At 74.1% G+C, this 16,711-nt stretch carries 15 protein-coding genes; 5 read left to right on the forward strand and 10 right to left on the reverse strand.

Annotated elements, in window-relative coordinates; translation table 11 throughout:
- Nucleotides 1-60: 60 nt before the first annotated feature.
- The 3 genes from LQ327_RS21505 to LQ327_RS21515 are packed head-to-tail and all read left to right on the forward strand — an operon-like array spanning nt 61 to nt 4,599.
- Nucleotides 61-3,300 (forward strand): acetyl-CoA carboxylase family protein, encoded by a 3,240-nt coding sequence (locus tag LQ327_RS21505; protein ID WP_230737812.1) that lies wholly within the window; start codon nt 61-63, stop codon nt 3,298-3,300.
- Entirely contained in the window at nt 3,297-3,875 is a 579-nt protein-coding gene (locus LQ327_RS21510) for a TetR/AcrR family transcriptional regulator (protein WP_230737813.1), read from the forward strand. Before LQ327_RS21505 ends, LQ327_RS21510 begins: the two co-directional genes overlap by 4 nt.
- Nucleotides 3,876-3,909: 34 nt before the next feature.
- Nucleotides 3,910-4,599 (forward strand): SDR family oxidoreductase, encoded by a 690-nt coding sequence (locus LQ327_RS21515; protein WP_230737814.1) that lies wholly within the window; start codon nt 3,910-3,912, stop codon nt 4,597-4,599.
- A gap of 158 nt (nt 4,600-4,757) precedes the next feature.
- Here the strand turns inward: LQ327_RS21515 and LQ327_RS21520 are convergent, their stop codons facing one another.
- The 6 genes from LQ327_RS21520 to LQ327_RS21545 form a co-directional block, all read right to left on the reverse strand.
- Nucleotides 4,758-5,864, reverse strand: a complete 1,107-nt coding sequence (locus tag LQ327_RS21520; RefSeq protein ID WP_230738236.1) for an LLM class flavin-dependent oxidoreductase — start codon at nt 5,862-5,864, stop codon at nt 4,758-4,760.
- 44 nt (nt 5,865-5,908) lie between these two features.
- Nucleotides 5,909-6,658: a cobalt-precorrin-6A reductase gene (locus tag LQ327_RS21525; protein WP_230737815.1), complete on the reverse strand. Its 750-nt coding sequence runs from the start codon at nt 6,656-6,658 to the stop codon at nt 5,909-5,911.
- Nucleotides 6,655-7,398 (reverse strand): precorrin-4 C(11)-methyltransferase, encoded by a 744-nt coding sequence (gene cobM, locus LQ327_RS21530; RefSeq protein WP_230737816.1) that lies wholly within the window; start codon nt 7,396-7,398, stop codon nt 6,655-6,657. Before cobM ends, LQ327_RS21525 begins: the two co-directional genes overlap by 4 nt.
- Nucleotides 7,395-8,681: a precorrin-6y C5,15-methyltransferase (decarboxylating) subunit CbiE gene (cbiE, locus tag LQ327_RS21535; protein ID WP_230737817.1), complete on the reverse strand. Its 1,287-nt coding sequence runs from the start codon at nt 8,679-8,681 to the stop codon at nt 7,395-7,397. Before cbiE ends, cobM begins: the two co-directional genes overlap by 4 nt.
- A 141-nt stretch (nt 8,682-8,822) precedes the next feature.
- Nucleotides 8,823-10,013: an LLM class flavin-dependent oxidoreductase gene (locus tag LQ327_RS21540; RefSeq protein WP_230737818.1), complete on the reverse strand. Its 1,191-nt coding sequence runs from the start codon at nt 10,011-10,013 to the stop codon at nt 8,823-8,825.
- An 85-nt stretch (nt 10,014-10,098) separates the two neighbouring features.
- Entirely contained in the window at nt 10,099-11,079 is a 981-nt protein-coding gene (locus tag LQ327_RS21545; protein ID WP_230737819.1) for a PaaX family transcriptional regulator C-terminal domain-containing protein, read from the reverse strand.
- Nucleotides 11,080-11,116: 37 nt separating this feature from the next.
- Between LQ327_RS21545 and LQ327_RS21550 the strand changes: the two genes are divergently transcribed.
- The gene (locus tag LQ327_RS21550; RefSeq protein WP_230737820.1) at nt 11,117-11,776 is read left to right on the forward strand and encodes a VC0807 family protein; all 660 of its coding nucleotides are present in this window, start codon (nt 11,117-11,119) and stop codon (nt 11,774-11,776) included.
- 62 nt (nt 11,777-11,838) lie between these two features.
- Here LQ327_RS21550 and LQ327_RS21555 read toward each other — a convergent pair whose 3' ends face one another.
- Together LQ327_RS21555 and LQ327_RS21560 are read right to left on the reverse strand one after the other, a co-directional pair.
- Complete coding sequence (locus LQ327_RS21555; RefSeq protein WP_230737821.1) at nt 11,839-12,642, reverse strand: PaaI family thioesterase; 804 nt, start codon at nt 12,640-12,642, stop codon at nt 11,839-11,841.
- A 125-nt stretch (nt 12,643-12,767) separates the two neighbouring features.
- A complete protein-coding gene (locus LQ327_RS21560) occupies nt 12,768-13,673 on the reverse strand; it encodes an oxidoreductase (protein WP_230737822.1) in 906 nt (301 codons plus the stop codon).
- Between the two features lie 104 nt (nt 13,674-13,777).
- On the opposite strand from LQ327_RS21560, the gene LQ327_RS21565 reads away from it, so the two are divergent.
- Nucleotides 13,778-14,194, forward strand: a complete 417-nt coding sequence (locus LQ327_RS21565; RefSeq protein ID WP_308286358.1) for an ArsR/SmtB family transcription factor — start codon at nt 13,778-13,780, stop codon at nt 14,192-14,194.
- On the opposite strand, the gene metX is transcribed toward LQ327_RS21565, so the two are convergent.
- The gene (gene metX, locus LQ327_RS21570) at nt 14,154-15,236 is read right to left on the reverse strand and encodes a homoserine O-acetyltransferase MetX (protein ID WP_230738238.1); all 1,083 of its coding nucleotides are present in this window, start codon (nt 15,234-15,236) and stop codon (nt 14,154-14,156) included. The genes LQ327_RS21565 and metX overlap by 41 nt on opposite strands.
- 110 nt (nt 15,237-15,346) lie before the next feature.
- Entirely contained in the window at nt 15,347-16,654 is a 1,308-nt protein-coding gene (locus tag LQ327_RS21575; RefSeq protein ID WP_230737823.1) for a bifunctional o-acetylhomoserine/o-acetylserine sulfhydrylase, read from the reverse strand.
- Nucleotides 16,655-16,711: the final 57 nt, after the last annotated feature.

Consider the following 16,711-nt stretch of genomic DNA (forward strand, 5'->3'; position numbering starts at 1 on the left):
ATCCGTGCTCTGGCACGGATTAGTGCTCACAGGCGCGCAGCGCACCTAGGAAGGAGACCCGTGCACCGCCTGCTCGTCGCCAACCGCGGGGAGATCGCCCTGCGCCTGCTCGAGGGGGCCGCCGCGCTCGGCTGGTCGACGGTGGTGGTCCACCCGGCCGACGAGCGCGACTCCCCCGCCGTCGCGCGGGCCGACGACGCCGTCGAGCTGCCCGGCGCCGGGCCGGCGGCCTACCTCGACGTCGAGGCCGTCGTCACCGCCGCGGTCGACGCCGGCGCCGACGCGCTGCACCCCGGCTACGGCTTCCTCTCCGAGAACCCCGCGCTCGCCCGGGCCTGCGCGGACGCCGGGATCTCGTTCGTCGGGCCGTCCCCGGAGACGCTCGAGCTGTTCGGCGACAAGGCGCGCGCACGAGACCACGCCGCGGCGCTCGACGTCGCCGTGCTCGAGGCGACCGGTCCCGACGACGCCGCCGACCTGCTGGCACGAACCGGCGCGGTCATGGTCAAGGCGGTCGCCGGCGGCGGCGGGCGCGGCATGCGCGTGGTTCGCGACGCCGCCGCACTCCTCGACGCCCTGGCCCGGGCGGCGTCGGAGGCGGGCTCGGCGTTCGGCGACCGGCGGGTGTTCGTGGAGCAGTACCTCGACGGGGCCCGGCACGTCGAGGTCCAGCTCGTCGGCGACGGCACCGGCGAGGTCGCGGTCCTCGCCGACCGCGACTGCAGCCTGCAGCGCCGTCACCAGAAGCTCGTCGAGATCGCGCCCGCCCCGGATCTTCCCGACGACGTCCGTCGCCGGCTGCACTCCCAGGCCCGGTCGCTCGGCGAGTCGGTCGCGCTGCGTGGGCTCGCGACGGCGGAATTCCTCGTCGCCGGGGATCGGATCGCGTTCCTCGAGGTCAACCCGCGACTGCAGGTCGAGCACACCGTCACCGAGGAGGTCCTCGGCGTGGATCTGGTGGTGGCCGGGCTCCGGATCGCGGAGGGCGCGACGCTGGCCGAGCTCGGGCTGGGCCCCGTCGGCGCGCCAAGAGGCGTCGCTCTCCAGGCCCGGGTCTGCACCGAGATCCTCGACGCGGTCGGCTCCGTGCGGCCGGCGGCGGGCACGCTGACGCGCTTCACCCCGCCGTCGGGACGCGGGGTCCGCGTCGACACCCACGGCGGCGTCGGCCTCGTGATCTCGCCGCGGTACGACTCGCTGCTCGCCAAGGTCGTCGTCCACGACGCCGACCTCGCCGGCGCCGTCGACCACGCCGCCCGGGCCCTCGCCGCGTTCGACGTGGCCGGGGTCGCGACCCAGCTCCCCGTCCTGCGCGCGCTGCTCGGCCGCGACGAGGTCCGCACCGGCCGGTGGGACACCGGGCTCGTCGAGCGACTCCTCCCGGAGCTCGTGGTTCCCGACGACGGGGGCGGTCACGACGGCGGGTCCCACGCCGGGTCCGACGGCTCGGCCGCGAGGGGAGGATCCGGTCGCTCTACCGGTACGAGGGCTCCCCTCGTGCCGGAGGAGGGCGAGGTCGCGCTGCGGGCGGCCACCGCGGGCACCGTCGTCGCCGTCGAGGTCCCGGCCGGCGCGACCCTCACGGCCGGCGCACCCGTCGTCGTCGTCGAGGCCATGAAGATGGAGCACGTCGCCGCGGGCCCCGTCGCGGGAACGGTCCGGGCGGTGTCCGTCGCCGTCGGGGATGTCGTCGCCGAGGGCGACGTGCTCGCCGTCGTCACCCCCGACGAGAGCGCCGCGGACACGAGCGACGAGGCCGCCGCGATCGACCCGGACCACGTCCGACCCGACCTCGCCGAGATCCACGACCGCCACCGGTTCCTGACCGACGACGCCCGCCCCGACGCCGTCGCCAAGCGCCGCGCCCTCGACCGCCGCACGGCGCGGGAGAACGTCGAGGACCTGTGCGACCCGGGCACGTTCGTCGAGTACGGCGGGCTCGCGGTGGCGGCCCAGCGACAGCGCCGGTCGATGGACGACCTCATCGCCCGCACCCCGGCCGACGGCATCGTCACCGGGATCGGCGCGGTCGACGGGCGGCGCTGCGTCGTGCTGGCCTACGACTACACCGTGCTCGCCGGCACCCAGGGCGTCCTCTCGCACGCCAAGACCGACCGCGCGCTCGAGCTCGCGCTCGCCCACGACCTGCCCGTCGTCCTGTTCGCCGAGGGCGGCGGCGGGCGCCCCGGCGAGACCGACACGATCGCCGTCGCCCAGCTCGACGTCCCGACGTTCGCCCTGTTCGCGCGCCTGTCCGGACGGGTCCCGACGGTGGCCGTGGTCGCCGGGTACTGCTTCGCGGGCAACGCCGCGCTGGCCGGGTGCGCGGACCTCGTCGTCGCTGTCGAGGGCGCGAACCTCGGCATGGGCGGTCCCGCGATGATCGCCGGCGGCGGGCTCGGCGAGGTGGCGCCCGGCGACGTCGGGGCCATGGACGTGCAGGTGCCCAACGGCGTCGTCGACGTGCTGGTGCCCGACGAGGCGGCGGCGGTCGACGTGGCTCGTCGGTACCTCGCGTTATCCGGCCCGGCAACCGAGGTGGAGCGCCCCGACCAGCGCACGTTGCGCCACGCCGTCCCCGAGAACCGGCTGCGGGTCTACGACGTGCGCGCCGTGATCGACACGCTCGTCGACGCCGGGTCGCTGACCGAACTCCGACCGCGCCACGGCGTCGGGATGATCACCGCGTTCGCGCGGATCGAGGGCCGCGCGATCGGCGTGCTCGCGAACGACCCGCGCCATCTCGGCGGCGCGATCGACGCCGAGGGCGCCGAGAAGGCGGCGCGGTTCCTGCAGCTCTGCGACTTCCGCGGGATGCCGGTGGTCTCGCTGTGCGACACCCCCGGGTTCATGGTGGGTCCCGACGCCGAGGCCACGGCCACCGTCCGACGGTTCTCGCGGATGTTCGTCGCGGGGGCGAACCTGCGGGTGCCGGTGGTCTGCGTCGTGCTGCGCAAGGCCTACGGGCTCGGCGCGATGGCGATGGCGGGCGGCTCGATGCGCGTCCCGGTGACGACGGTGGCCTGGCCGAGCGGGGAGTTCGGCGGGATGGGGCTCGAGGGCGCGGTGGAGCTCGGGTACCAGAAGGAACTGGCCGCACTCGACGGTGACGCACGCCGGGCCCGGTACGACGAGCTCGTGGCCGCGCTCTACGAGCAGGGCAAGGCGCTCTCGGCGGCGGTCGTGTTCGAGATCGACGACGTCATCGACCCGGCCGACACCGCCGCCGTCGTCGTCGCGGCCCTGGAGACCGCCGACGGGCCGCTCGCACCACGGCGGGCGTTCGTGGACACCCGGTGAGCACGGAAGCCACCCGGGAGGCGATCCTCGCCGGCGCGGTGGCGGTGTTCGCGCGCCGCGGGGTCGACGCGGCGTCGATCGGCGAGCTCGCCGAGGCGGCCGGGGTCACGCGTCCGACCGTCTACGCCCACTTCGGCGCCAAGAACGAGATCTTCCGGGCGCTCGCGCACCGGGTGCGCGACGAGGTGCTCGACGCCCAGGCCGTGACCGGCACCGACGACCCGGCGGCGATCGCGCGCACCGTCGTCACCGACTACCTCGACCTCACGGTGCGCCACCTGCGGGTCCTGGAGCTGCTCGCGGCCCGGGCGCGCACCGACCCGGACTGCGCGGCGCTGCAGGTCGAGATCCTCGACCGGGTGCACCGTCGGAACACCCGGTTCGTCGCCCGGCTGGCGGCGGACGGGCTCGCGGACCCGGTGATCGCGCCCGAGCAGGTGTCGGAGGCGATCACCGGGATCGTGCGGCGGTTCGCGGAGATCGTGGACGCGGCGCCGGAGCGTCGCTCGGAGCTGGCCGAGGCGGCGGTGGCGGCGTACCTGCGGCTGGGCGGACTCTCGCGCGCTCGGGGTTGATCGAGAGCGCGCTCCAGGTCCTAGCGTCGGCCTCATGAGCGATACCGCACTGATCATCGGGACCTCCCGCGGACTCGGGCACGCCATCGCCGCCGAGTTCGTGGCGCACGGGTGGGACGTCGTCGGCACGGTCCGGGACCCGACCGTCCGGACCCCGCTGCACGAGCTGGCGGACGAGCACCCGGGGCGGGTCGGGATCGAGGTCCTGGACATCACCGATCAGGGTCAGCTGGCCTCGTTGCGCGAACGGTTGGCCGGGCGGGAGTTCGCGGTGCTCTTCGTGAACGCCGGGACCACGAACGACGAGGCGACCCTCGTCGGCGACGTGTCCACCGAGGACTTCGTGACGGTGATGGTGACGAACGCGCTGAGCCCGATGCGCGTCGTCGAGACCCTGCAGGACCTCGTGCCCGACGACGGGTTGATCGGGGCCATGACGTCCGGGCAGGGCAGCATCACGAACAACACGACCGGCATGCGCGAGGTCTACCGCGGCAGCAAGGCGGCGCTGAACATGTCCATGCGCAGCTTCGCGGTGCGCCAGCCCGAGAAGCGGGCGCTCGTGCTCATGGCGCCCGGCTGGGTGCAGACCGCGCTCGGCGGCCCGGGCGCGCGGCTGACCATCGCCGAGAGCATCCCCAGCCTGGTGCGGGTGCTGCTCGCGAAGCGCTCTCGTCCGGGCCTGGAGTACCTGGACTACCTCGGACGGACGGTGCCCTGGTAGGTGCGTAGCGGTCTGGTTCCGCAGTGATCAGCGGCCAACGGCGGGCGAGGGCTACGGCCGCCGCGTGTGCACTCGCGAGGTCGTCGACAGTGCCGGACCTCGCGAGGTGTGGCGCAACCGAGTCATCGTGACTCGGTCGCGCCACACCTCTGCCGACTTCAGGCCGACGCCAGCTCCACTCCGCCCGCAGCCTCGGCGCGCGCGGCCACCAGCGACGAGTGCGTCGGCGCGTCCGGCACGTGCGCCGGCTTCAGCGCCGCGAACTCCCGGCGCAGCACCGGCACGACCTCCTCACCGAGCAGATCCAGCTGCTCGAGCACCGTCTTCAGCGGCAGGCCCGCGTGGTCCATCAGGAACAGCTGGCGCTGGTAGTCGCCGACGTACTCCCGGAACCCGAGCGTGCGGTCGATGACCTCCTGCAGCGAACCGACCGTCAGCGGCGTCTGCGTCGAGAACTCCTCCAGCGACGGGCCACCCCCGTAGACCGGGGCGTGGTCGAAGTACGGTCGGAACTCGGCCACCGCGTCCTGCGAACGACGACGCATGAACACCTGACCGCCGAGCCCGACGATCGCCTGATCCGCCGACCCGTGCCCGTAGTGCTCGAAGCGCCGCCGGTAGAAGTCGACCATCTTCGCCGTGTGCGACGCGGGCCAGAAGATGTGGTTCGAGAAGAAGCCGTCGCCGTAGTAAGCGGCCTGCTCGGCGATCTCCGGCGAGCGGATCGAGCCGTGCCACACGAACGGCGCGACGCCGTCGAGCGGCCGCGGCGTCGAGGTGAACCCCTGCAGCGGCGTCCGGAACTGCCCCTCCCAGTCGACCACCTCGGAGTCCCACAGCCGACGCAGCAGCGCGTAGTTCTCGATCGCCAGCGGGATGCCCTGCCGGATGTCCTGGCCGAACCACGGGTAGACCGGCCCGGTGTTCCCGCGGCCCATCATCAGGTCGACGCGCCCGTCCGCGAGGTGCTGGAGCATCGCGTAGTCCTCGGCGATCTTGACCGGGTCGTTGGTCGTGATCAGCGTCGTGGACGTCGAGAGCTGCAGCGTCGAGGTGGTCGCGGCGATGTACCCGAGCAGCGTCGTCGGCGACGACGGCACGAACGGCGGGTTGTGGTGCTCGCCGGTCGCGAAGACGTCGAGCCCGACCTCCTCGGCCTTCTGTGCGATCGTCACCATCGACCGGATCCGCTCGCCCTCGCTCGGCTCGCGTCCCGTGGTCGGGTCCGGCGTGACGTCGCCGACCGTGAAGACCCCGAACTGCATGGCGGCCACCCTCTCAAAGTTGAACCGTCAACTACTGTACGTCCTCAACCGCAGGGCGGCCAGGGTTGTTCCCGCACGACGGCGAGCGCGCCGGCCACGTCGTCGACCACCGTCGCCCCCGCCGGCACGCCCGGCCGGTCGATCAGCACCACCGGCACCCCGAGCTCCCGGGCGGCGGTCAACTTGGCCTCGGTCGCGCCGCCGGAGTCCTTGGCGACCACGACGTCGACCCGGTGCCGGCGCAGCAGCGCGCGCTCGTCGTCGAGGGCGAACGGGCCGCGCGCGAGCATCAGTTCCGACCGCGCCGGCAGCGCGTCCGGCGCCTCGATCGCCCGCACCAGGAACCAGGCGTCGACGTCGAGGAACGGGTCCACGCCCTGCCGTCCGATCGCGAGGAACACCCGCCCGTAGCCGCCGGCCGCACAGGCGGCCGCCGCGGCACCCGTCGTCGGGACCCGGCGCCAGTCGTCGCCCGGCCCCGCCGTCCACCCGGGGCGGCGGAGGACGACGAACGGGGTCCCGACGCGGGCCGCGGCCGCCGCGGCGTGCTCGGTCATGCGCGCGGCGAAGGGATGGGTGGCGTCGACGAGGAGGTCGACCTCGGCCAGCGCCGCGACCAGCCCCTCGACGCCGCCGAACCCGCCGGTCCGGACGTCGCCCGCCGGCAGCCGCGGGTCGCGGGTGCGGCCCGCGAGCGAGGTGGTGACGACGACGTCGGGTGTCGCCGCGAGGGCGTCCGCCAGCTCGCGCGCCTCCGCGGTGCCGCCGAGGACGAGCACCCGTCGCGCGCTCACCGCTCGCGCGCGGCCGAGTAGAGGTGGCTCTCGCACCCCTGCTCGGCGATCCCCACCACGGCCCCGACGACGATCACCGCCGTCCGCCGGATCCCGGCGTCGCGCACCCGGTCGGCGATGTCGGCGAGCGTGCCGCGCACGACCAGCTCGTCGTCCCGCGAGGCCCGCGCCACCACCGCGACCGGCTCGGTCGACGGCCGGTGCTCCCGCAGCGCGGCCACCACCTCGTCGCAGCGCTGGACCGCGAGGTGCAGCACGAGCGTCCCGCCGGCCGCGGCCCAGACGTCGAGCGACTCACCCGCCGGCATCGGCGTAGCGTTCGCGGCGTCGCGGGTGAGCACCACCGACTGCCCGACGCCGGGCACGGTCAGCTCCGTGCGCAGCGCCGCGGCGGCCGCCGAGAACGCCGGGACCCCCGGCACGATCTCCCAGGGGACCCCGGCCGCGTCGAGCCGGCGGGTCTGCTCGGCGACCGCGGAGAAGATGGCGGGATCGCCGCTGCACAGCCGGGCCACGTCCAGACCCGCCTCGTTCGCGGCGACCAGCTCGGCGACGATCTCGTCGAGGGTCAGACGCGCGGTGTCGACCCGGTGCGCGTGCGGCGGGCACTGGGCGAGCAGGTCCTCGGGCACGAGCGACCCGGCGTAGAGGCAGACCGGGCTCGTCGCGATCGCGCGCAGACCGCGCACGGTGATCAGGTCGGCCGCACCCGGACCCGCGCCGACGAAGCGGACGGTCACGCGTTCCTCCAGGGCGGGGTGGTCGACGACGTCTCCGGGAACGGGTCCTTGCCGACGTCCGCGGCGGGACCGGAACCGGCGTCCGCCCCCACGTGCAGCACCCACTGTGTCACCGGGGCGAGCGCCTTCCACCCTAGATAGCGCCCAACGGGGGTGGCGCGCGAGACCGCGATGCGTCGGATCGACCCGCCGTGCTCGGCCCGGGCGGCCGCGAGCGCCGCCTCCCCCTCGATCGTCACCGCGTTGGCCACCAGCCGCCCGCCGGCCCGCAGCGCCGTCCGGCACGCGTCGAGCATCCCGGGCACCGACACCCCGCCGCCGACGAACACCGCGTCGGGCGCGTCGAGCCCGGCCAGCGCCTCGGGGGCACGCCCCTCGACCACCCGCAGCGCGGGCACGCCGAACGTCTCGGCGTTGGCGGTGATCCGCCCGGCGCGGTCGGCGCGGGCCTCGATCGCGATCGCGCGGGCGGTCGGCTCGGCGCGGCACCACTCGATGCCGATCGAGCCCGCTCCCCCGCCGACGTCCCAGAGCAGCTGGCCGGGCAGCGGCCGCAGCGCGGCGACCGACAGCGCCCGCAGCTCGGCCTTGGTGAGCTGGCCGTCGTGGTCGTAGGCGCTGTCGGGCAGGCCCGGGGCGCGACCGAGGAGCTCGTCGTCGGGCAGTGCGGGGCAGGTGACGGCGACGACGGCGAGCGGATCGTCGGTGCGCGCGTCCCAGTCGGCGGCCACCCCGTCGGTGCGCGACTCGTGCTCCGCGCCCAGCGAGGTCAGCACCGTCATCGGCGCCTGCCCGTACCCGGCGCCGACGAGCAGGGCCGCCAGCAGGCCGGGCGTCTCGGCCGAATCGGCGAGCACGAGCAGACGCCGCCCGGGCGTGAGCGCGGCCCGGACGGCGGCGAGCGGGCGCCCGACCGCGGACACCGTGACGACGTCCTGCTCCGTCCACCCGAGCCGCCCCGCCGCCAGCGCCAACGACGACGGGTGGCTGACGACGGCGGCGTCCGGCCGGTGGCGCAGCACGGTCGAGCCGATCCCGAAGAACATCGGGTCGCCGCTGGCGAGCACGACGAGCTCGGCGCGCGCGTGCCGGTCGAGCAGCCCCGGCAGGGCGGGCATCAGCGGTGACGGCCACGCCTCCCGCTCGGCGGTCACCTCGTCGGGCAGCAGCTCGAGCTGACGCGGCGCGCCGAGGACGACCGACGCCTTCTCCAGCGCCGTGCGGGCGGGCGGGGCGAGGCCGGGCCATCCGTCGGCGCCGATGCCGACGACGGTGACGCTCACCAGATGTCACGACGATCGCTGGCACGCACGGCGAATCACCCTAAGCGCTCGACCAGCCGATGTCCCTGCTCGCGGGACGTGACGAGGTCCTCCCCCTCGCCCGGTCGGGTCCTCCTCCTCGCCCGGTCCTCCGCCCCCGGATCAGTCCTTCGACGCGACCTCGTCCGCGTACTTGTTCGTCATGTGGTCCACGGCGGAGAGCTGGGTGGCCGCGAACTCGTCCCGCCGCAGACCCGCGCGCTCCTTGGCGGCCTGGGTGGACTCGGCGTGCGAGCGCCCGCCCCAGGTCGTGCCCTGGAAGTGGGGCATGACCTCCTGCGCGATCAGCTCGTAGGACCGCTTCGTCGCCTGCGGGTTCGCCCACTCGTGCCCGAGCAGGAGCATCGCGCCGAAGCCGCCGGACTGGTCGGCGAGCCGCTGGACCTGGGCCCGCGCGTCCTCGGGCGTGCCGATCGCGCCGATGCCCGCCTCGTTGATGAAGTTGATCATTTCCTTGAGGTCGCCGCCCTCGACGGCCATCTGCGGGAACGCCGCGGTCTTCTGGAAGTAGCGGAACCACGACTCGATGCCGTACTCGACCTCCCGGTAGGCCTGCTCCCGCGTCTCGGCGATGTGCATGAGGCCGACCAGGCGCCACTTCGCGCGGTCCGGGTCCGGCTGCCCGTAGTACTCCGCGCGCTCGGTCACGACGTCCCAGTGGTGCGCCAGCGCGTCGAACCCGTCCTGGGTCAGCGTCGCGCCGATCGAGAGCAGCCCGACGCCGTGCCGCCCGGCCATCCGCGGCCCGGTCGGCGAGGCGACGGCCGCGACGGCGACGTCGAAGCACGGCTCGGTGTACGGCCGCAGCTGCAGCTGGGCCTCGACGAGGTTGTGGGTCTTGGTCTGCTCGGTGACGACCTCGCCCGCGAGGAGCCGCATGATGATGTCGAGGTTGACGTCGAGCAGTTCGCGCGTGTCGGTGGGGTTCAGCCCGATCATCGACGAGTCGCTCGGCAGCGACCCGGGCCCGACGCCGAGCATCGACCGTCCGCGCGTCAGGTGGTCGAGCAGCACCATCCGGTCGGCCACCCAGAGCGGGTTGTGGTAGCTCGCCGAGGTCACGCCGGTGCCGAGGCGGATCCGTTTGGTCCGCTCCGCCGCCGCCGCGATGAAGATCTCGGGCGACGCGATGATCTCGGTGCCCGCCGAGTGGTGCTCGCCGATCCACGCCTCGTCGTACCCGAGGGCGTCGAGGTGCTCGATGAGCTCGAGGTCGCGCTGCAACGCCAGGGTCGGGTTCTCGCCTGCTCGGTGGAACGGGGCCAGGAACGTGCCGAATCGCAACCTGCTCACGCGTCCTCCTCCACGTCGGGATCACCCCGAACGTAAGCCGGATCACATCCTTGTGTCCATGACGTGTCTGACCCAATCGACTGCGTCAGGTGGCCGCGTCACGACGGTGCGCGACGTGCGCCGTCGCCGCCGGCCCGAGCTGCGCGGCGATCCGGCCGATGAGGATGCGCAGCTCGTCGCCGGGCCAGTCGGCCGGGCGCAGCTCCCGGGGCAGTCCCGGGTCGCGCAGGAGATCCACGAAGACGTCGTTGGTGAGGTGCACCAGCCGGCGCAGCGCGTCCGGGCCCGGGTCGGGCGATGGTTCCTCGAGCGCGGCGCGCAGGACCGTGAGGTGCGCGCGCAGATCGGCGGCGAGGGTGTCGAGGTCCCACGCCCGGCGGGCCATCGCGGCGGCGGTCGCGGTGCCCGTCGCGCCTGCCCCCGTCGTGCCGGCCGTCGTCGCGCCGACCCCCGCCCCGCCCGCCGCGCCATGATCACCGGGATGACGAGGATCTGGACGCTGGGCGCCTGAATCCTCGTCGTTCCGGTGATCATGGTCTGGCCGGCCCCCGGGAAACCCCGCGTCCACGGTGAGCCGCCCGAGCACCACCGACGCCCCCGCCGGCGCGTCCGCGAGGACGTCGGCCAGGCCGGCGCTCCGGTCCGCCGGGCTGATCAGCACGCCCGGCTGCCACGGCGCGTACCCGACGAGCACGGCCACCCGCCGCAGCCGGTCGCGGTACGGGCGCGCCGACTCCGGGACCTGGTGCATCAGCGTGTGGAACGAGCCGTCCCAGGCCGGCGCCTCGCCGCGGTCGTCACGCAGGCGCTCGACGGAGGCGCGGAACGCCCCGGCGAGGTGGTGGTCGACCTGCCGTCCCCGCGGCGTCGTCGTGAGCTGGCCCTGCTCGCGCATCCGGCCGAGCGCCCGGCGCGCCGCCGGGGCCGCCAGCCCGAGATCTCCGAGGAGCGCGACGAGGGCGGGCCCGGGCAGCGAGGGACCACCGGACATGCCGAACAGGGCGGCGACGAGCGCCGCGGGCGAGCCCTGCCGCGAGGCCGCTTCCTGTTGTACGGTTCTACTCACGATCGGGAGTCATCCTGTCACATTTCCGGGAGCGGCCGTGCTGGCGAAGATCCTTCCCTGGGTCCTGATGGGCGTCCTGGACATCGCGGCCCCGATCGTCGTCTACGACGTGGCGTCCGGCGCCGGTCTCGGCGACGTCCCGGCGCTGCTGCTCAGCGCGATCGGCCCGGCCGTCAACGCCGTGATCTCGGTGATCATGCGCGGCCGGATCGACGAGTTCAGCGCCTTCATCCTCACCGTCATCGTGGTCGGCGCGGTGACCTCGCTGCTGTTCTCCGACGCGCGGCTGCTGCTCCTCAAGGAGTCGGTCGTCACCGGGGTCCTCGGGCTGCTGTTCCTCGCCAGCGTCCCGACGAGCCGGCCGGTGATCTTCCTGTTCGGTCGGCGGTTCGCGACGAACGGCGACCCCGAGCGCGTCGCCTGGTGGAACGGCCTGTGGCAGTACCCGCACTTCCGGCGCACCCAGCGGCTGATGACGACGATGTGGGGCGTCGGCCTGCTCGGGGAGGCCGTGGTCCGGATCGTGCTGACCTTCCGGCTGCCGGTCGCGACGATGGTCGTGGTCAACGCCGTCGTTCCCGCCGTCGTCATCGGGGTGCTGATCCTGGCGACGATCGTCTGGGGCCAGGCGTCCCGGAAGGCAGGGGAGGCCCGGGCCGCCGCGGCGGCGGCAACCCAGGCCGCGGTAGGTGCCTGACGGCTTGTGAGCACTAATTGATGCCAGGGCATCAATTAGTGCTCACAAGCGCGCTGCGCACCTCAGTGCCGGAACGCCGTCCCACCCGCCACCGCGTACAGCCGCCCCTGCTCGTCGACCAGCTCGGCGCGCCCGACCCGCAGCCGCCGGCCGCCGTGCTCGACGACCACCCGGCACATCACCGGCTGCCCCGCGGCGCGGACCGGCCGGATGAAGCTGATCGAGAAGTCGTCGGGGATGACGTCGAGGGCGTGCGAGAGGCCCCGCGCCGCCAGGCCCGCGAGCGCCCCGCCCTGGACGACGCCCGCCGAGTTCAGCGACGTCGCGTCGGGGTGGGCGACCATCGTCGTGCCGTCGCGGGTGGGGTCCTCGCCGCGGTGGGGCATGAGCATCCGCCACGGCGTCGGGCGGGTCGACCAGGTCGGGGCCATGCGCCCGTACCGCCCCGCGAGGTCGTCGGTGAGCACCGCGTTGCGGCCCACGCAGCGCGCCACCGGCCGGCCCTCCCGGTCGGTGACCGTCGCCGAGCTCAGCCCGACGCCGCTGCTGGCGTCGTCGAGCTGGGCGGTGGCGCGCAGCTCCTCCCCCGCCAGCGGCCGCCCGAGCAACTGCACGCCCAGGCGCACGGTCACGATCCGGTCGCCCGCCCGCAGCGTGCTCGAGTACGAGACCCCGAGCGTGAAATCGGCGAGGATCAGCAACGACTCGAGCAGTCCGTCGCCGGTCACGGTCGGCAACCGCGCCGCGCAGCACCCGCGCTCGACCGAGGTCAGCTCGGCGTGGGTGGCGGCGTGGACCGGCGCCAGCGGCAGCCCGTCCGCCGTGAGCCGGCGGAGCACCGCGAGGGGGCTCGGGTCGTCACTCACGCGGCGATCATGCCCGGTCCGTGCCCGGGCGCGACGGTCGGGCGGCGGATCCCCGGAGCCCGACCCCGGCTCGACCCCGGAGCCCGACCCCGGCGCCGACCCGCCGCCGACCGCCCGGCCCTCGCTCAGCGCGCCCCGGCGGGCACCGGCACCGTCACGCCCGTGAGCTCCTCGCAAGCGGCGAACAGCGCCCGCTGGGTCTCCCGGTCGTGCGACGCGGCGGTCGACCCCACCGGGATCGGGTGGCCCCAGGTCTCGCCCGGGCCGTCCGGCCCGACGTACACCCCGCCGGGCAGGTCGGGCACCGTCGCGGCGTACAGCTCCGGCAGCGCGCCCATCTCGGGCCCCTGCGCGAAAATCCGGTTCCCCAGCCCCATGAGCGCGTCCTGGAACGACTCGGTGCGCGACTGCAGGTTGGTGGCCGAGTACCCGGGGTGCGCGGCCATCGACCTCAGCGAGGAGCCGTTGATGACGAGGCGGTGCTCCAGCTCGTAGGCGAGCATGAGGTCGGCGAGCTTGGACTGCCCGTAGGCGAGCCAGCGCTGGTAGCGGCGGCGCTCCCAGTTGAGGTCGTCGAGGCGGATCGAGCCGATCCGGTGCATCACGCTCGACATCCACACGACGCGGTCGGTGAGCCGGTCGAGCAGCAGGCCGGTCAGCGCGAAGTGGCCGAGCACGTTCGTCCCGAACTGCATCTCGAAGCCGTCGGTGGTGCGCTGCTGCGGGATCGCCATGAGTCCGGCGTTGTTGACGAGCACGTCGACCGCGCCGACGCGGGCGGCGAACCGGCGCACCGACGCGAGGTCGGACAGGTCGAGCTCCTCGACGGCCGTGGTGCCCGGGGCGCCGCCACGGGTGATCTCGGCGGCCGCCTGCTCAGCCTTGTCGGTGTTGCGGCAGGCGAGCACCACCCGCGCGCCGTGGGCGACGAGCTCGCGGGCCGTCACGAGGCCGAGGCCGGAGTTCGCGCCGGTCACGACGACGGTGCGGCCGGTCTGGTCGGGGATGTCGGCAGAGGTCCAGGGAGCCATGGTGGGCCGGTTACCCATTCGGCTCCGCCTTGTGCGTGTGTTTCCGTGCTCAGACACGGAAACGCACGCACGAGGCCGGAGGCCGACCGTGGGATACTGGCGGTGTGCACCTCTCCGGCGAAGCGGATGCGGTCGGCGTCGACGGCGACCACCGGGTCTGTGCGGCCATCGAGGCCCTGCCGGACCGGGCGACGATGCACGGCTGGGTCTCGCGGTTCGCGCTGCTCGCCGACCCGACGCGGCTGACGCTGCTGCTCTGCATCCACGAGGTCGGCGAGATCTGCGTGTCCGATCTCGCGCTCGCGGCCGGACTCAAGGACTCCACGACGAGCCAGGCGCTGCGGCTGCTGCGCGCCCAGAACCTCGTCAGCGCGCACCGCGACGGCCGGGTCGTGCGCTACCGGCTGGCCGACCCGGTCGTCACCGACCTGCTCGACCGCATGCGCAAGGGCCCCTACGAGGAGCTCGGCGCCGCGGCCGTCACCCCAGGAGCTTCTCGAGGATCTCCGCGAGACGCTTGACCTCGATGAGGAACGAGTCGTGCCCGTAGGGCGACTCGATGCGCTCGACGGGGCCCGACGTCGTGATCAGCTCCGCGAGCTCCTCCTGCTGGTGCAGCGGGTAGAGCCGATCGCTCGTCGAGCCGGCGACGACGGTGTGCGCGGTGATCCGGCCCAGCGCGTCGGCCATCGAGCCGCGGCCCCGGGACACGTCGTGACCGTTCATCGCGGCCGTCAGGGCGACGTAGGACCCGGCGTCGAACCGGTGGACCAGCTTCTCGGCGTGGTGGTCGAGATAGGACTCCACGGCGAACCGGCCCGGTGAGGACGCGTCGTACGGGTCCTCCCCCGGCTGCGGGCGCCGGCCGAAGCGGGTGTCGAGCTCCTCGGCGGTGCGGTAGGTGGAGTGCGCGATCCGGCGCGCGACGCCGAGCCCGACGTGCGGGCCCTCGCCGCGCGGCCGGTCGTGGTAGTCCCCGCCGCACCAGTGGGGGTCCTCGCGGATGGCCGCGAGCTGCGGCGACGCCCACCCGATCTGGTCGGCCGACGCCGAGGCCGAGCACGCGAGCAGCAGCAGCCGCTCCACCCGGTCCGGGTGGGTCACCGCCCACTCGACAGCCCGCATGCCGCCCATCGACCCGCCGAGCACCGCGGCCCACCGACCGATCCCGAGCTGGTCGGAGAGCCGGACCTCGAGCGCGACCTGGTCACGCACGCTCGTGACCGGGAACCGCGAGCCCCACGGCCGGCCGTCGGGAGCGGTCGACGCGGGCCCCGTCGTCCCCTGGCAGCCCCCGAGGACGTTGGGGGCGACGACGAACCACCGGTCGGTGTCGATCGCCAGACCGGGCCCGACGACGCCGTCCCACCAGCCCGGCGTGGGGTGGCCGAGCCCGGCCGGACCGGTGACGTGGCTGTCCCCGGTCAGCGCGTGCAGCACGAGCACCGCGTTGTCGCCGCGGAACTCGCCCCACGTCTCGTACGCGACGGTGACGTCGGGCAGCGCCGGGCCCGCCTCGAGCGGCAGCGGGTCCGGGAGGGTGACGAAGTGGCGCCCGCCCACCGGATCCCCCTCCCGCCACGCGCCGGTGGCGGGAGGGAGGACCGGGACGGTGTCGGTCGCGGGCGGGGCGCCGGGCGAGCCCGCGGCACGTCCTCCGGGGAGCAGTTCGGTCACACCGCCGACTTCGCCGCGGTGAACCCGGACTCGAGGTCCGCCTTGAGGTCCTCGACGTTCTCGATCCCGACGGCGAGGCGGACCAGCCCGGGCGTGACGCCGGACGCGGTCTGCTCCTCGGGCGAGAGCTGGCTGTGCGTGGTCGATGCCGGGTGCGCGATCAGGCTGCGAACGTCACCGATGTTCACCAGCTGCGAGTGCAGGCTGGTGCCGTCGACGAAGGCCCGGCCGGCCTCGACCCCGCCGCGCAGGTCGAACGACACGATCGCGCCGACGCCGCGGGGCAGGTACTTGCGGCCCGCCTCGTACCAGGGGCTCGACGCGAGCCCGGCGTAGTAGACCTTCTCGACCTCGTCGCGCGACTCGAGCCACTCGGCCAGCGCCTGCGCGTTGGCCACGTGCCGCTCCAGGCGCAGCGACAGCGTCTCGATGCCCTGGATGATGAGGAACGCGTTGAACGGCGAGATCGCGGCGCCGGTGTCGCGCAGCAGCTGCACCCGCAGCTTGGCCGCGTAGGCGCCCGGGCCGAGCGCCTCCCAGTACTTGAGGCCGTGGTAGCTCGGGTCCGGCTCGGTGAAGCCGGGGAACCGGTCGCCGTGGGCGCCGAAGTCGAAGGTCCCGGCGTCGACGACGAGGCCCGCGATGGTGGTGCCGTGCCCGCCGAGGTACTTGGTGGCCGAGTGGATGACGATGTCGGCGCCGTGCTCGATGGGGCGGAGCAGGAACGGCGTCGGCACCGTGTTGTCGACGACGAGCGGGACGCCGACCTCGTGGGCGACCCCGGCGACCCCGGCCACGTCGAGGACGTTCGAGCCCGGGTTCGCGATGGTCTCGGCGAAGAACAGCTTGGTGTTCGGCCGGACCGCGTTGCGCCACTGCTCGAGGTCGTCCTGGTCCTCGACGAACGACACCTCGATGCCGAGCTTGGGCAGCGTGTAGTGGAACAGGTTGTACGTGCCGCCGTAGAGGCTCGGGCTCGACACGAAGTGGTCGCCGGCCTCGGCGATGTTCAGGATCGCGGCCGTGGTGGCCGCCGAGCCCGACGCGAACGCCAGCGCCGCGACACCGCCCTCGAGCGCCGCGACGCGCTGCTCGAGCACGTCCTGCGTCGGGTTCATGATCCGGGTGTAGATGTTGCCCGGCTCGGCGAGGCTGAACAGGTCGGCGCCGTGCTGGGTGTCCCGGAAGACGTACGACGTCGTCTGGTAGATCGGCGTGGCCCGCGCACCCGTGGTCGGGTCGGGCGCTGCGCCGGAGTGGACCTGCTTGGTCTCGAACGACCAGTTGGCCTCGGGGCTGCTCATGCTCTGGTTCTCCTGACGTGACGGGGGTTCGGGGGCTCAGTCGACGGATCGATCGCC

The sequence above is a fragment of the Actinomycetospora endophytica genome, assembly GCF_021026375.1.
GTDB lineage: Bacteria > Actinomycetota > Actinomycetes > Mycobacteriales > Pseudonocardiaceae > Actinomycetospora > Actinomycetospora endophytica.

Excerpts from the sequence above, each read along its gene's own strand:
- LQ327_RS21515 (WP_230737814.1), top strand. The coding sequence starts at position 3,910 with ATGAGCGATACCGCACTGATCATCGGGACCTCCCGCGGACTCGGGCAC.
- LQ327_RS21520 (WP_230738236.1), bottom strand. The coding sequence starts at position 5,864 with ATGCAGTTCGGGGTCTTCACGGTCGGCGACGTCACGCCGGACCCGACC.
- LQ327_RS21560 (WP_230737822.1), bottom strand. The coding sequence starts at position 13,673 with ATGGCTCCCTGGACCTCTGCCGACATCCCCGACCAGACCGGCCGCACC.
- LQ327_RS21575 (WP_230737823.1), bottom strand. The coding sequence starts at position 16,654 with ATGAGCAGCCCCGAGGCCAACTGGTCGTTCGAGACCAAGCAGGTCCAC.